Origin of the sequence: Flavobacterium saccharophilum, from assembly GCF_900142735.1 — a bacterium.
GTDB lineage: Bacteria > Bacteroidota > Bacteroidia > Flavobacteriales > Flavobacteriaceae > Flavobacterium > Flavobacterium saccharophilum.
Genome location: NZ_FRBY01000002.1, coordinates 590,231 through 606,063 on the forward strand (window position 1 = coordinate 590,231; position 15,833 = coordinate 606,063).

The window sequence follows — 15,833 nt, forward strand, 5'->3', positions numbered from 1 at the left end:
TTGTGCCTTCGTGGCCAGACCTACGCAGGGATCTGTTGACTCAAACAATGCAATGTTCCGAAGCCCCAAATGAAATCGATACAGCTAATTCCGATTACCTCTCTGTCAGGGAAACATTCTGATAAAATATTTAATGCTACTCTGTCATTGCTGTCATTAAATGTTGGAACTAAAACACATTTATTCAGAATTAAGAAATTAGCATAACTCGCCGGTAATCTTAAATCTTCAAAATCTACACGTTTTGGCATCGGTAATGCCACAATCGTAGGCGATTTTCCGTCTTCTAATTTTGCATTTTGCAAGCGTTTCAGATTATCCTGTAATGGTTTGTAGTTTGAATCGTTTTTATCTGTTTCAACAATGGTTACAATCGTATCTTCATTTACAAATCGACATAAATCGTCGATGTGTCCGTGGGTATCATCCCCTTCTATTCCATCACCAAGCCAGATTACATTGGTAACTCCCAGATATTCTTTAAAAACAGCTTCGTAATCTTCTTTGGTGAAATTTTTATTTCTAACCTGAATTGTCGGGTGCATCAAACATTCTTCAGAAGTCAGTAACGTTCCTTTTCCGTTTACGTCTATTGCGCCCCCTTCCACAATAACCGGTTTTCCTTTGTACATAACCTGTGTTAACGGAACATCAATGAAATCGGCAATTTTACCCGGAACAAATTTATCTAACTGGTAATTTTTATATTTTGCCCATCCATTAAAATTGAAATTTAATGCTTCTCTTTTCGAACCATTTTTTACAATAATTGGTCCGGAATCACGCATCCAACTTCTATTTGTTTTATGAATTATAAAAGAAACATTCGCAATATTAACACGTGCTCTTTCTAACATTTCGTTTACTTTCTCTTTCTGCTTTTCATCGGCTACGACCAAAAAAACAGTTTCAAAAGTGGCTACTTTTTTAATAAATTCTACAAAAGCCCATTGAACAGCTTCGTATTTTCCTGGCCAGTCATTACCATTATGCGGAAAACACAATACAATTCCTTGTTGTTTTTCCCATTCTGCTGGAAATCTTCTATTATTTGTTGACATAAAGAGGTTCTAAATTTGAAAGAGTACAAAGATAATCATTCAGAAGGATTATAAAACAGTCTATTGAAAATCCACCACAATTAAGCCAAAATATCTGTCAAAAATTAAGTTAAAGATTAAATAATGAAGGCTTAATATACGCCCAAGATCTGCTAATTACTTTTGACGAAACTAAAAACTAATAAAATGAAAAAAGTATCAATCTCATTACTAACTGCTCTTTTAATCATGACGAGTTGTAATAATGATGAAAATTCAAACAACGAACCAGAAGAAGTTGTCGTAAACGAAAATCCGGGAACTTTTAAAGAAATTGGCTCTATCACTATTGGGGGTGAAGCAGCAGCTGAAATTTCTACTTACGATGAAAAAACAAAAAGACTTTTCACTGTAAACAATAGCGGAACGAATCAAATTGATGTAATTGATATTTCAGATCCTAGTAAACCCGTTAAAATTGGTAAAATTGACTTAACTCCTTACGAAGGAGCTTCAAATAGTGTTGATGTTTACGATGGAAAATTAGCCGTTGCATTAGAATCAACTACAAACAAACAAGGAAACGGAAAAGTTGTCATTTTTAATACTACAGATTACAGTTTAATAAAACAAGTAACCGTAGGTGCATTACCGGATATGATTACTTTTTCTCCTGATGGGAAATATATTATGACGGCTAATGAAGGAGAGCCAAATACAGATTATTCTCAAGATCCAAACGGAACTATTTCTATTATTGAAACTAGTACATATGCTGTGACAACTTTAGATTTTGCTTCTTTCGCTCCTCAGGCTGAAACTTTGAAAAAAGATGGATTCAGAATTTCAAAAGTTGCCAAAAGTTTCGCACAGGATATTGAACCAGAATATGTTACTATTTCAGACGATTCTAAAACGGCTTGGGTAACATTACAAGAAAATAATGGTGTTGCAAAAGTAGATTTAACTTCAAAAACAATTACAGCTATTTATCCTTTAGGATTCAAAAATTACAATACAGCAGAAAATGCAATTGATGTAAGTGATAAAGATGATAAAATTGCTTTCAATCCTTGGAAAGTAAAAGGTATGTTTATGCCGGATGCTATAAGCCATTTTTCTGCCAATAACGTTCCTTATTTTGTTACCGCCAATGAAGGTGATGCAAGAGAATATACTGCTAATACAGATATCAAAAGAATGAAAGACTTAACGTTAGACGCTACTGTTTTTCCTGATGCAGCAACTTTAAAATTAGAAACAAATCTAGGAAGATTGAATCTTATCGCTGATATGGGAGATAATGATGGTGACGGTGATTTAGATGAAATGGTAGCTTTTGGAGCCCGCTCATTTTCTATTTGGAATGGAAGCACTGGAAAAATTGTTTATGATAGTAAAAATGATGTAGACAAAAAAACACAAGAACTAGGAACGTACGATGACAAACGAAGTGATGACAAGGGTTCTGAACCAGAAGCTGTGAAAGTAGTAAAAATGGGAAATCAAAATATTTTGTTTGTAGGTTTAGAGAGATCTGATGCTTTTATGACTTATGATGTGACTAATCCTACATCTCCTCAATATTTACAAACAGTAAAAACCGGAGATGCACCAGAAGGAGTGTTATTTATTCCTGCTTCTAAGAGCCCTACAAAAAGGAGCCTTTTAGTAGTGAGCAGCGAAGGCGATGGAACTGTAAAAATCTATCAGCCAGATTTAAAATAAGTTTCAATCATCATTTTCAAGAAAAGGGTAAAAACTAATTTTACCCTTTTTTTATCTCTAATATTGAGATTATTTTAACTTATTTACATAAAAAAAAGCCAAAACGTGGGAATTATGTAAGAGCATATACAACACAATTTAAAAGTCTAAGCATAATTTTGTCATGAGTTTAAAATAAAAACCAACTTAATATTGAATATCATGAAAAAGAAATTAGCCTCCGCATCCCTGTTAATACTGGCATTTGCAGCAAATGCGCAAAATATGGCAACTACAACAACACAGTCTTCTATAGATAAAGAGCCGTACGACAAATGGTCTATTGAATTAAATGGTGGTATCAACAAACCAACCAGAACAATGACTCCAGGTTACTCTACCGCAACTCTTAATCCCTTTCATGCAGATTTAGGAGTTAGATACATGTTTAATCCTAAATTTGGGGTAAAATTTGATGTAGGTTATGATCAATTTACAGAGCGAGATGATACACCGGATTTTGAAAGCCGTTATGTTAGAGCAAGCGTACAAGGTGTTGTAAACATCGGTAGAGCTTTAAATTTTGAGACCTGGACTAATACGATTGGCGTTTTAGCACATGGTGGTATTGGTGTAGCACAATTAAGTACTGAAACAGGTTATGGAGGTCAGGATTATGTAGGACATGGAATTCTAGGTTTAACAGGGCAAATTAAATTAAGTAATAGAGTTGCTTTGACTGGAGACCTTACCGGAATTGTAAATGGAAGACAAAACTGGAACTTTGACGGGATGGGCTCAACGAAAACAGGCGCATTTGATGGTGTATTATTAAATGCTTCAGTAGGTCTAACCTTCTATTTAGGTAAAAACGGAAAACATGCTGACTGGGTGGGAGAAGAAGACAGATACGATGAACTTGAACAAAGAGTTGGTTTAATTGAAACTGGTCTTTTAGACACAGATAAAGATGGTGTAGCAGATCTATATGATTTGGAACCAAACTCAATTACTGGTGTCGCTGTAAATACAAAAGGACAATCTATAGATACAAACCAAAATGGTGTTCCTGATGAATTAGAAAGCTATTTAGACAAAACTTATGCTAAAAAAGGTGATAACAACCTAACAAACAACACTGTAGAAGAATTAATTAATGGCGGATACGTTAATGTATATTTCGACTTTAACTCTTCTAAACCAACAAATGCATCTTTATCAGGAGTTGATTTCTTAGTAAAATACTTGAAAAACAATCCAGGAAAATCTGCTGATATCATAGGATATGCTGACGAAATTGGAAATTCAAGCTACAACACTGAATTATCAAGAAAAAGAGCTGAAGCTGTGAAAAAAGTAGCTACAAATGCTGGTATTGATGCTTCAAGACTGAATGTAATTGCAAACGGTGAAGACACTTCTGTGAATAAAAATTCTAAAGAAGCTCGTCAAATCGTGAGAAGAGTTACTTTCCAAGTGAAATAATCTCTGTAAATATAAATTTAAAAGGCGGTTTCATGTATTTGAAACCGCCTTTTTTATTGAGTAAAAAAAAAGGACAAATTTGAATTTGTCCTTTTTTTTCTTATTATCTGTCGATTGCTCTTTTTGTAATATCGCCAAAAGCATCAATTCTTCTGTCTCTGAAAAATGGCCAGTTTTGACGAACATTTTCCTGTAAATCCAAATCAACTTCGGCAATTAAGATTTCTTCCTGATCGTGAGAAGCCTGTGCTAAAATTTCTCCTTGTGGTCCAGCGATAAACGATGCACCCCAAAACTGAATTCCGTCAGTTCCGTCGATATATTGCTCTAAACCAATTCGGTTAGCGGCGGCAACAAAAACACCGTTTGCAACAGCATGTCCTTTCATTACATTCATCCAGGCGCCATATTGATTTTCACCGTATTGTTCTTTTTCTTTTGGATGCCATCCAATTGCTGTTGGATAAAATAACACTTCAGCACCTTTTAAAGCTGTGATACGAGCTGCTTCCGGATACCATTGATCCCAGCAAATTAGAGTTCCAACAGTTCCTTTTTTAGTTTCAATTGCCTGAAAACCTAAATCACCCGGAGTGAAATAGAATTTTTCATAGAAATGAGGGTCGTCCGGAATGTGCATTTTTCGGTACAAACCAGCTTCTGTTCCATCTGTATCGATGATATAAGCACTGTTATGGTAAATTCCAGCCATTCTTTTTTCGAAGAAAGGAACAATAATAACCACTCCTAATTCTTTTGCCAATTCACTAAAAGCAATAAAAGAAGTACTATACAATGGTTCTGCTAAAGCGAAATTATCTACATCTTCACTTTGGCAAAAATAATGACTGCTATATAATTCCGGTAATAAGATTACCTCTGCCCCTTTGTTGGCAGCATCTTTTACCCAACTGATACATTTTTTAAGATTATTTTCGGCAACGTCGTTCAGATTTAACTGAATAACGGCTATTTTATATTTTCTTTTCGGCATGACATAAAATTTAGAGTGCAAAAATAGTAATTTTTAAAGGAATGACAAAGTTTGGTTAACCGCAAAGGACGCAATCCCGATAGTTATCGGGATACGCAAGTTCGCAAGAATTTTGTTTTCTTGATTTTCCCTGCTGAGACTAGAAACACAATGCGTATTCAATTAAATATTTTAAAAAAAGAAAACCATTTTACAACTATTTAATTCCATTTTAAATGAACTAGATAATTACAAAATGGCTTTCAACCTAAATTTATAACCTAAAAATTGTATTAATCAATAACCACTTTTGTTGTGATAAATTCAGTTTCAGATTTTCTGAATTTGATATCGAAAGTTCCTTTTACAGCTGACTTGAATTTGTAAGTCGTCTTTTTAGGAGCTGGAACTTGTTGTGTACAAACTTCTGAAGGATATTTTGCTTCAACCTGTAAGCCTTTTACTGTACCAAGTGTTACTTCACTAATTTTATCAAATTCTCCACAAGCGTTATCTACCAAAAAAGTTACTTCATAACTAAGCTCATCGTTTACTTTTCCGGTTGCTGGTCCTTTAACCTCTGTTGCAAATGCAGCTTTAGCTACTGGGTTAGGAGTTTCTACTTCGTCATCGTTATTGCATGAAACAACTGCTAATGATAAAAATAATACTACTAAAACTGATTTTAATCTAAAACTTTTCATATAAAATAATAATTAATTGTTAATTACTATGAAGATGGGAATGCGTTGCATTGGTTGCTTTGGCGAAATGTTAAATATTTTTCAGAACGAATCAAACATCTACATATCAACACTTTGCCAGATGAAAAAAAATCACGCCACTACCGTTATTTCTTGCAAAAAATGAAATTTCTAACCTAGCCCCGATAAGAGCGGTATACTTTTTAGCCGCTTTTTCGGCGGCTAAAAAGATACAAGCGGATAGCGGGACAGGTCTTGTTTTGGAAACTGATTTTTCTGCTTCAAAAAAAAACACCAGCCTTTCGACCAGTGTTTTGAAATATTTTTTTTAAGCACTTAGATCATGCCTTAGCAGCTTTTTTAGGCAGTATCTTTTTTACAAGATTTACTATTACTAAAACTACAAGTCCCAATGCTAAGCCCACTACAAATTCTTTTATAATTGCAGGAAGATTGACTTTAGGTGATAAATGATGAAAGAATGGAATGTAATGTACGAAGATACCACCAGCAACTAATAGTAATGCAATTGTACCAATTACGGTTAGAGCTTTTATCACTAACGGAAGCGCTTTCACCAATATATTACCAATAAATTTTGATATACTTTTTTCTTTTTTGCTAAACTTAATAAGTTTATAACCTGCTTCATCCATACGAACAATTAACGCTACAATACCGTAAACGCCAATAGTTGCAATCAATGCAATGATTGAAACTACAACAATTTGCTGTGAAATAGGTTTACCAACTACCGTACTCAAAGCGATGATTACGATTTCGACAGAGAGAATAAAATCAGTTACGATTGCCGATTTTATTTTTCCTTTTTCCATTTCGAGAATTTGTTCTTCAGTAAAGGTTTCATCGGTTATTCCTTCTGATTCTTCATGCGAATGCGGAAAGATAAACTCGTATATTTTTTCGGCTCCTTCATAAGCCAAAAACAATCCACCCAAAACTAAAACCACGATAATAGCAATTGGAAAAAAAGCACTTAATAAAAAGGCTATTGGTAAAATAATTACTTTATTAAGTAATGATCCTTTACTGATAGCCCATAATACCGGAAGCTCTCTTGAAGAAGCAAATCCGGAAGCTTTTTCGGCATTAACAGCTAAATCGTCACCTAAAATTCCTGCAGTTTTTTTTGCTGCAACTTTACTCATTACTGCAACATCGTCCATAATTGCTGCAATATCATCTAATAGTACGAAAAAACCTGATGCCATTATAATTGTTTTTTATATTGTGATTCTCCTTAATTTGGTGGTGCGAATCTACTACTTTTGATTTAATTTTCTGCTAAAAAATTAGCTGCATTGTCCTAAAAGTACCCAGATAATTACAAAAACTAAGATTGTTCCAAAACATCCTCCGCCTAATTTTTTTGCTCCGTACCCTGCTATTAATCCTCTAAAAATATTGTTCATAGTATTGGTTTTTAGTTATTTATTTAATTAAATATAATGATTTTTAAGTATTATAAAGTTGAGAAATTACTGAATCAATTATTTTATATGAATTTTAAAAAAAGTTTCATTATTCACGGTTTTAGTTTTATTGCAAAAAAAAAACACCAGCAATAAAACTGGTGTTTCAAAAATTATTCTTTTTTAATTATTCTACAGGTTGCGTCTGGTTTCTGAAAACCAATTTTCCGTCGAACGCATCAATTAAAATAATACTGTCTGTTGTAATATTTCCAGCCAGGATTTCTTTAGACAATTGATTCAATACTTCACGCTGAATTACACGTTTCACCGGTCTTGCACCAAATTCAGGATCATAACCTTTATCTGAAAGATATTTGATTCCTTCCGGAGTTGCATCCATTGTGATACCTTGCAATGCCAGCATTTTGCTCACACTCTTCAATTGCAAACTCACAATTCTAGAAATATTGTCTACCGTTAATGGTGTAAACATTACGATTTCATCAATACGATTTATAAATTCAGGACGTACAGTTTGTTTCAATAAGCCTAAAACTTCCACTTTTGCAGCTTCGGTTGCGGCTTCGACACTTCCTTTTAAATTCTCAAATTTCTCTTGTATAATCTGACTTCCCATATTGGATGTCATGATGATAATCGTATTTTTGAAATCGGCCAAACGTCCTTTGTTATCTGTCAATCGGCCTTCATCTAAAACCTGCAATAAAATATTGAAAGTATCCGGATGCGCTTTTTCAATCTCATCTAACAAAATTACAGAATACGGTTTTCTACGAACAGCTTCTGTCAATTGTCCACCTTCATCATAACCTACATATCCCGGAGGCGCACCAACCAAACGGCTCACACTGTGACGTTCCTGATACTCACTCATGTCGATACGTGTCATGGCATTTTCGTCATCAAAAAGATATTCTGCCAATGCTTTTGCCAACTCTGTTTTACCCACTCCGGTTGTTCCTAAAAATAAGAACGTACCAACTGGCTTTTTCATATCCTGCAAACCGGCACGGCTTCTACGAACGGCATCACTTACAGCCTCAATCGCTTCTTCCTGGCCTACTACTCTTCTGTGTAATTCCTCTTCCAGATGAAGGAGTTTTTCTCTTTCTGTCTGAAGCATTTTCATTACTGGAATTCCAGTCCATTTTGCTACAACTTCGGCTATATCTTCGCGGGTAACTTCTTCTTTAATCAGAGAATTTCCAGATTGATATTCCTGTAATTGTTTCAACAGAACATCCAAACGTTCTTGTGCTTCTTTGATTTTTCCGTAACGGATTTCCGCTACTTTACCGTAATCGCCATCACGTTCTGCACGTTCTGCTTCGTATTTAAAATCTTCAATTTCTTGTTTTACAGATTGAATTCCGTCAACAACATCTTTTTCCGATTTCCATTTGGTATAGATTTCGTTGCGTTCTTCTTTGAGATTCGCCAAATCCATTCCTAAAATCTTCAATTTACTTTCTTCTTTTTCGCGTTTGATGGCTTCAATCTCGATTTCTAACTGCATGATTTTACGATCCAAAACGTCTAATTCTTCTGGTTTTGAATTGATTTCCATACGCAGTTTAGAGGCAGCTTCGTCCATCAAATCGATCGCTTTATCCGGTAAAAAGCGATTCGTAATATAACGTTGTGAAAGTTCAACAGCAGCAATAATTGCTTCATCTTTAATTTGAACTTTATGATGTGTTTCGTATTTTTCTTTAATTCCACGTAAAATCGAAATCGCACTTTCAGTATCCGGTTCATCTACCAAAACCTTTTGAAAACGACGTTCTAATGCTTTATCTTTCTCAAAATACTTTTGATATTCATCTAAAGTTGTTGCACCAATTGCTCTTAATTCTCCACGAGCCAAAGCTGGTTTTAAGATATTAGCCGCATCCATCGCACCTTCTCCTCCACCTGCACCAACAAGGGTATGAATCTCATCGATAAATAAAACGATATCACCTTCGGCAGCGGTAACTTCTTTTACGACTGATTTTAATCTTTCCTCAAATTCTCCTTTGTATTTTGCACCGGCAATCAATGCTCCCATATCTAAAGAGAAAACTATTTTATCTTTTAAGTTTTCAGGTACGTCGCCGTCTACAATTCTGTGCGCTAAACCTTCTGCAATAGCGGTTTTACCAACTCCAGGTTCCCCAACTAACATTGGGTTATTTTTGGTTCTTCTGGTCAAAATTTGCAATACACGACGAATTTCTTCGTCACGACCAATAACTGGATCCAGTTTTCCTTCACGCGCTAATTCATTTAAATTCTTAGCATATTTATTTAAAGCATTATAAGTCTCTTCAGCTGAAGCTGATGTTACTCTTTCACCTTTTCTTAGTTCTTCAATAGTTGCTTTTAAAGCTTTTCCGGTTACGCCTTGATCTTTTAAAATCTGGGCAACTTTACTTTTCGAATCGAAAATGGCCAAAATTAAATGTTCGATCGAAACGTATTCGTCGTTCATTTTTTGAGCGATGATTTCTGCTTCATTCAAAGCTTTATTAGCATCTCTGGAAAGCATGATATCGCCTCCGGAAACTTTTGGAAAGCTCTGAATAGTTGAGTCTAATATTTGTAAAAACAACGGCACATTTACGTTCAGTTTTTTCAAAATAAAAGGTGCTACATTTTCATCCACCTCAAAAATGGCTTTAAAAATGTGTTCGTTTTCTATTTGTTGCTGTCCGTAACGTTGCGCCAATTGCTGTGAAAGCTGAATGGCTTCCTGAGATTTAGTTGTAAATTTATTTATGTTCATAGTTTATGTTATTAAGGTTTGATTTTCATTTAATAATTGATACCATTAAAATTCGAATTTATTGAATCCACTTTTTAATTTTAAATGGTGTAATTTTGCTAATGAACTTTCAAATTATATTCCATTATAAAAATACAGACAAAAAGTCATTTAAAACAGTTTTTTACCTAATTTTAAACGACAAAAAGTCATAAATACAGTCAAAATATGAGTTTTTTAAATTCTATCTTCGGAAATTCAGACAATTCTGAATCACAAAAAAGTAATGTGAACTGGATTCCTCTAACAAATTTAGCACAGTTAAATGATATAGCGAACATGTCTAGTGTTAAGCCTATTGTAATTTTTAAGCATAGCACAAGATGCAGCATTAGCCGTTTTGCCTTAAAACAATTTGAAAGAGAATATGATTTAGATGAAACTGTTGACGCTTTCTTTTTAGATTTAATTGAACATCGCGATGTTTCAAATGAAATTGCCAATAAATTTGGTGTTTATCATGAATCACCACAACTTATCTTAATTAAGGACGGAAAAGCAGTTTATGATGTTTCGCATAGCGATATTAGTGCTGAGGCATTAAAAAGTAAAGTATAGTTATTTTTTTGTAAAATGTAAAATGTGATTTGTGAGATGTTATAATTTCTCCCAAATCACATTTTACATTTTACAATACTAAAAATTTCCTTCTGAACCGCCTCCGCTATAGCCTCCTCCTCCAAATTCCATTGGAGAACTTTCCGGCTTTACGCCTGGTTTCATTCCGAAAGTTGATGCTACAATTAAGGCTTCAGCATTTAAAAGTGCATTTGAATGATTAATTCTATCTGGTTTAAAAGTCAAACCTCTTTCTTTCTCTTTCAATTTCTTTATGGAGAAATAAGCTATTGCAAATAACACTACTCCGCCAAGTGTTAGTGCTACTTCAATTGGTAAAACGGAATGATAAAATCGAATGGTATAAATTGAAAACCCAATAGCTAAGAAGCTTATCCAAAGCATAATTCTGTCTTTCGTTTTTAAGGCTTGTACCAAATAAATAATCGGAACAATCAGCGTGAAAGCATAAAAGAAATAAGCAAACGGAATATCAGTTCCCGGAAGAATTTCATTTCCTAAAAGCATAATTGAAAGCTCTCTTACGACCAAATAATTACATGAAAGATAGAACAGAATTAAACAGAAACTATTAGCCAACAAAAGACCGTTGTAATAATAGCTTTCCGTAAGACTATGGATTGATTTTTTAGTAGAGAAGTAAAAACCAGCAGCAGAAATCATTGCTGCAAAAGGCAAAATTGTTTTTCCGATTTCACCAAATTCAAATAAGCCATAGAATAAAACTGCGCAGCTTGCTAAACAAAAAACCAGTAATGAAGGTAAATGTAAGTAGCGCCTGTACATTACAAATGCTGCAATTGCCATGAAAATAGCAATTATCAATTCATATCCATCCGTTGTAATTCCGATAGCGAAACCTACGTTTAAAATCGCTCCCAAAATAAAAGCATCATCCAAACCGTGCCCGTAATATTTTTGATTGGCTAAAAATTCTGCTCCGGCAAAACCAACTCCGGCAAAAATATAGCAACAGATTTTGAAATATAATTCATCGCCCACCATTCCAACTATCGAAATAGCTCCACATATCGATCCGTATAAAAATGACCCCAACAGAAAAAACCCTAATCGTACCAGAATATACTTTTGGTTTTTAAAATCAGGCAATTGCTTTTTTATTAAATCTTTTTGCTCTTTGCTGATAAAACCAGCATTTTGCAATGAATTTGCTTCTTCCAATAAAGCCAAATCGTCCAATAATTGTTTATCGTGTGCTATCATTCGGTTATTTCTTTATGGAAGTTTTTAATCAATTTAATAAATAGTACTATCGAGCCGATAAAATAGACTGGCAGCATAAAAACAAACAATTCCCAAATACCAGAGAAATCTACTAAATCTAAAATTCGAAAGAAGAATATATTCAACCCAATATAAGCATAAATGATCATAAAAACATACAATGACATTGCTTTGGTTTCATGGCTCACTTTATAAAAATAATAGGATGAAGCAGCTAAAACCAATCCAAAAAGCATCCAAATTCCATCATAATCGGAATCTGTCAAATTACTAATTGATGCTATACTTATTAAATGCAAGGCAAAAGTTAAATAGATGAAATTAAAATGTGTTTTTAAATTTGTTCTGGAACTGTAAATTGTCCATAAAATAAGTAAACCTCCCAGTATGATAGCAGAATAGCTAAGTGTTTCATTCGAATAAAAATCATTATGTAATAAATCCTGAGGTGTCACAGAAAGCCCGATATAGGCAGCTAAACCCGTAATTGCTATAGTTAAAACGCTTTTATTATCGAAATAATAAGCACAAAAGAAACTTATTAGAGTTGGAATTAAAGTTGCCAAATCATAATTAGTTCCGAAAGGTTTATATTGAAATTGAAGATAGCCAATAAAAATACAGGTTAAAATATTAGCCGCTAAAACCAAATATTCCAGAAATGGGCTCTCAAAAACGGTTTCTGTTTTTTGAAATCCCTTGGATTTTTTAAAGCAATAGTAGAAACAAACTGCAATTACAATAAGTAATATTGAGAGAATTGCGATATGACCAATAGTATCTATGTTTTCATAAATTAAAATCCCTATTCCGGAAGTAAAAAGTAACACAGATAGATACAGGAAAAGTTTCAGTTCTGCATTCAATGAGAAAATATTCAGGTTTCGATAAGCTTTAATTTCCTGATATTGATTTTCGGTAATTAGATTCTTATCCAGAAGCGATTGGGTCGCCTGGTCATCAAACTTATTCATGTTTTGGTTTTATAAATAGCAAATCAAAAATAGTCTTTTTTTGATTGATTAAAGACTATTTTTTAATACGGAAAATCTTTCTTTAAAATTTAATGCATAAAAAAACCGATTTGTATATCACTACAAATCGGTTTTTTATTTAAAAGTATAACTTTATTAAAAAGCCACTTTCATTTTATTTTTAATAGCATCTAAACACAGATTATTTATACTGCCTTCGTGTGTGTGTTTTGTTTCTTTTGGAGATTGATAAGTTCCTGCTTCCAATTGTTCTGCAACAGCTTTGTAAGCATCTCTAAACGGCATTCCAGCCACAACCATTTCGTTTAAAGTATCAACCGTAAACAAATAATCGTATTTTTTATCTTTTAAAATATTGTCTTTAACTGTAATATCTTTTACAGAGAAAATTGCAATATCTAAACAAGCTTTAAGGTTTTGAAGTGCCGGAAATAAACCTTCTTTTAAAAGTTGTAAATCTCTATGATAACCACTTGGCAAATTATTTGTGATTAAAGTGATTTCGTATGGAAGCGCCTGAATCTTGTTACATTTTCCTCTGATCAATTCGAACACATCTGGGTTTTTCTTGTGAGGCATAATGCTTGAACCTGTTGTAAGATGAGCTGGCAAACTAATGAAATCAAAATTCTGACTCATATACAAACAAACGTCCATTGCAAATTTCGATAACGTTGCTGCTACACTACTCATGGCAAAAGCAACGGTTTTCTCTGCTTTTCCACGGCTCATTTGTGCGGCAACCGCATTGAATTTTAACGTTTCAAAACCTAATTCCTGTGTTGTAAAAGTTCTGTTTATTGGGAAAGAACTTCCGTAACCTGCCGCAGATCCTAACGGATTTTGGTCCACAACTTTAGACGCTGCATTCAACATTGTAATATCATCAATTAAGCTTTCAGCGTAAGCAGAAAACCACATTCCGAATGACGATGGCATCGCAATTTGCAAATGCGTATAACCTGGTAATAAAACATTTTGGTGTTTTTCTGCCGATTCCATTAACAAGTCAAACAATGTTTTTACCTGCTCTTTTATTGCTTTTAATTCATCTTTTAAATACAAATGAACATCAACTAAAACCTGATCGTTACGAGAACGTGCCGTGTGGATTTTCTTTCCGGCATCGCCCAATTTTACCGTTAACAGATATTCGATTTTAGAATGTACATCTTCAAAACTGTCTTCAATTTCGAAATTTCCAACTACGATATCTGCAATAATATCGTTTAATGCATCAACCAAAGAAGTTGTTTCTTCTGAAGTCAATAAGCCAATTTTCCCCAGCATTTTAGCGTGTGCGATTGAACCTAAAGCATCGTATTTTGCTAGAACTAAATCTAATTCACGATCGTTTCCAACTGTGAAGTGTTCGATTTGTTTGTCTGTTGGTATTCCTTTTTCCCAAAGTTTCATAACTTAGATTTTTAGACTTCTTAGATTGTTAGATTTTTTTAGACTTCTTAGATTGTTAGATCTTCTAAAGTTGATGTTTTCTAATTTACTCTGGATGTCATTGTTTATACTGTTCGTGTTTCTAGCCCCGATAGTAGTGGAAATCCTTTTGTGCCGGGGTTCGGCACAAAAGATTACTTCACTTAATTTTTATTTCAATCGGAGTTCAGTGAACTTCGTTTGAAACGGATAGCGGGATTAGCTCCTAAATAATTTTATAATTTAAAGAAATCGCTTAGTATTTTGATATACAATTCGACTCCTTCTTCAATTTCATTTACAAAAATAAATTCGTCTGCTGAATGTGACCGCAATGTTTCTCCTGGTCCTAATTTTAAAGACTGACAGCTTAAAACAGATTGATCCGAAAGTGTTGGCGAACCGTACGTTGTTCTTCCCAATGCGATTCCGGCCTGAACTAAACCGTGCGCAACTGGAATAGACGAAGCGTTTAAATGCATAGATCTTGGTGTAACTTCAGCATTTACGTTTGCTTTAACAACTTCTAAAATTTCCGTATTTGAATAACGATCGGTTACACGAATATCAACTACCAAATCACATTCTGATGGAACAACATTATGCTGTTTTCCTGCACTAATCTGTGTTACGGTCATTTTTACGGGACCTAAAACATCAGAAATTTTATCGAATTTATAGTTTTTAAACCATTCCATTACCGGAATTGATTTGTATAATGCATTATCATCGTTTTGGTGTGCAGCGTGACTTGCAGTTCCTTTTACTTTTACATCCAAAACCAACAAACCTTTTTCGGCAATGGCCAATTGCATTAATGTAGGTTCGCCTACAATGGCGCAATCTAATTCTGGTAAATGTTTTAAAACACTGTTTAAACCATTTTTACCGCTGCTTTCTTCTTCAGCGGAAGCTACAATTACCAAATTATGTGACAAGTTTTGATTCTCATAAAAATGAACAAAAGTGGCCAAAAGCGAAACCAAACAGCCTCCGGCATCATTACTTCCTAAACCAAATAATTTTCCGTCTTTTTCAATCGCCTTAAACGGATCGTTAGTATAAGCCTGATTTGGTTTAACCGTGTCATGGTGAGAATTCAGTAAAAGTGTCGGTTTATTTTCGTCGAAATATTTATTGAAAGCCCACACATTATTATTTTCTCTTTTAAAAGGAATTTCGTTTTGATTGAACCAATTTTCTATTAAAAGCGCCGTTTGATCTTCTTCACTTGAAAATGAAGGCGTTTCAATTAGATTTCTTAATAGTTGTATGGCTTCTTTGGTAAGCGTTTCTATATTCTTCATAAGTGTAGTTTCTCTGCCACGATCCCGATAGCTATCGGGACGAAGTCACAAAGTTTTTATTAAATCTGTGACATTTTTAATTTGCGCAAATTTCTTAAATT

At 34.0% G+C, this 15,833-nt stretch carries 12 protein-coding genes; 3 read left to right on the top strand and 9 right to left on the bottom strand.

The annotated features are described in order from the left end of the window. Positions 1-20: 20 nt before the first annotated feature. The gene (locus BUA98_RS08010) at positions 21-1,061 is read right to left on the bottom strand and encodes an agmatine deiminase family protein (protein ID WP_072971079.1); all 1,041 of its coding nucleotides are present in this window, start codon (positions 1,059-1,061) and stop codon (positions 21-23) included. Positions 1,062-1,247: 186 nt separating this feature from the next. Between BUA98_RS08010 and BUA98_RS08015 the strand changes: the two genes are divergently transcribed. Together BUA98_RS08015 and BUA98_RS08020 are read left to right on the top strand one after the other, a co-directional pair. Beyond that, positions 1,248-2,768 carry a choice-of-anchor I family protein gene (locus BUA98_RS08015; protein WP_072971080.1) on the top strand — a complete coding sequence of 507 codons (1,521 nt, stop codon included), beginning with the start codon at positions 1,248-1,250 and terminating at the stop codon, positions 2,766-2,768. Positions 2,769-2,969: 201 nt separating this feature from the next. After that, positions 2,970-4,232, top strand: coding sequence for an OmpA family protein (locus BUA98_RS08020; protein WP_072971081.1), 1,263 nt, complete (start codon positions 2,970-2,972; stop codon positions 4,230-4,232). 103 nt (positions 4,233-4,335) lie between these two features. Here BUA98_RS08020 and BUA98_RS08025 read toward each other — a convergent pair whose 3' ends face one another. From BUA98_RS08025 to clpB, 4 genes are all read right to left on the bottom strand, one after another. Further along, positions 4,336-5,226, bottom strand: coding sequence for a carbon-nitrogen hydrolase (locus BUA98_RS08025; protein WP_072971082.1), 891 nt, complete (start codon positions 5,224-5,226; stop codon positions 4,336-4,338). Between the two features lie 272 nt (positions 5,227-5,498). Further along, positions 5,499-5,909, bottom strand: coding sequence for a hypothetical protein (locus BUA98_RS08030; protein WP_072971083.1), 411 nt, complete (start codon positions 5,907-5,909; stop codon positions 5,499-5,501). 341 nt (positions 5,910-6,250) lie between these two features. Continuing rightward, positions 6,251-7,141, bottom strand: coding sequence for a DUF808 domain-containing protein (locus BUA98_RS08035; RefSeq protein WP_072971084.1), 891 nt, complete (start codon positions 7,139-7,141; stop codon positions 6,251-6,253). A 388-nt stretch (positions 7,142-7,529) separates the two neighbouring features. Further along, positions 7,530-10,133, bottom strand: coding sequence for an ATP-dependent chaperone ClpB (gene clpB, locus BUA98_RS08040; protein WP_072971085.1), 2,604 nt, complete (start codon positions 10,131-10,133; stop codon positions 7,530-7,532). 207 nt (positions 10,134-10,340) lie between these two features. Between clpB and ytxJ the strand changes: the two genes are divergently transcribed. Next, complete coding sequence (gene ytxJ / locus BUA98_RS08045) at positions 10,341-10,730, top strand: bacillithiol system redox-active protein YtxJ (protein WP_072971086.1); 390 nt, start codon at positions 10,341-10,343, stop codon at positions 10,728-10,730. A gap of 78 nt (positions 10,731-10,808) precedes the next feature. On the opposite strand, the gene BUA98_RS08050 is transcribed toward ytxJ, so the two are convergent. The 4 genes from BUA98_RS08050 to BUA98_RS08065 all read right to left on the bottom strand — a co-directional run bounded on the left by BUA98_RS08050 (position 10,809) and on the right by BUA98_RS08065 (position 15,732). Then, on the bottom strand, positions 10,809-11,975 hold the full coding sequence (locus tag BUA98_RS08050) for a hypothetical protein (RefSeq protein ID WP_072971087.1): 1,167 nt from the start codon (positions 11,973-11,975) through the stop codon (positions 10,809-10,811). Then, positions 11,972-12,970, bottom strand: a complete 999-nt coding sequence (locus BUA98_RS08055; RefSeq protein WP_072971088.1) for a DUF2157 domain-containing protein — start codon at positions 12,968-12,970, stop codon at positions 11,972-11,974. Before BUA98_RS08055 ends, BUA98_RS08050 begins: the two co-directional genes overlap by 4 nt. A 156-nt stretch (positions 12,971-13,126) precedes the next feature. Then, positions 13,127-14,407 carry an argininosuccinate lyase gene (gene argH, locus BUA98_RS08060; RefSeq protein ID WP_072971089.1) on the bottom strand — a complete coding sequence of 427 codons (1,281 nt, stop codon included), beginning with the start codon at positions 14,405-14,407 and terminating at the stop codon, positions 13,127-13,129. A gap of 254 nt (positions 14,408-14,661) precedes the next feature. Beyond that, complete coding sequence (locus BUA98_RS08065; protein ID WP_072971090.1) at positions 14,662-15,732, bottom strand: M20 family metallo-hydrolase; 1,071 nt, start codon at positions 15,730-15,732, stop codon at positions 14,662-14,664. Positions 15,733-15,833 lie beyond the last annotated feature (101 nt).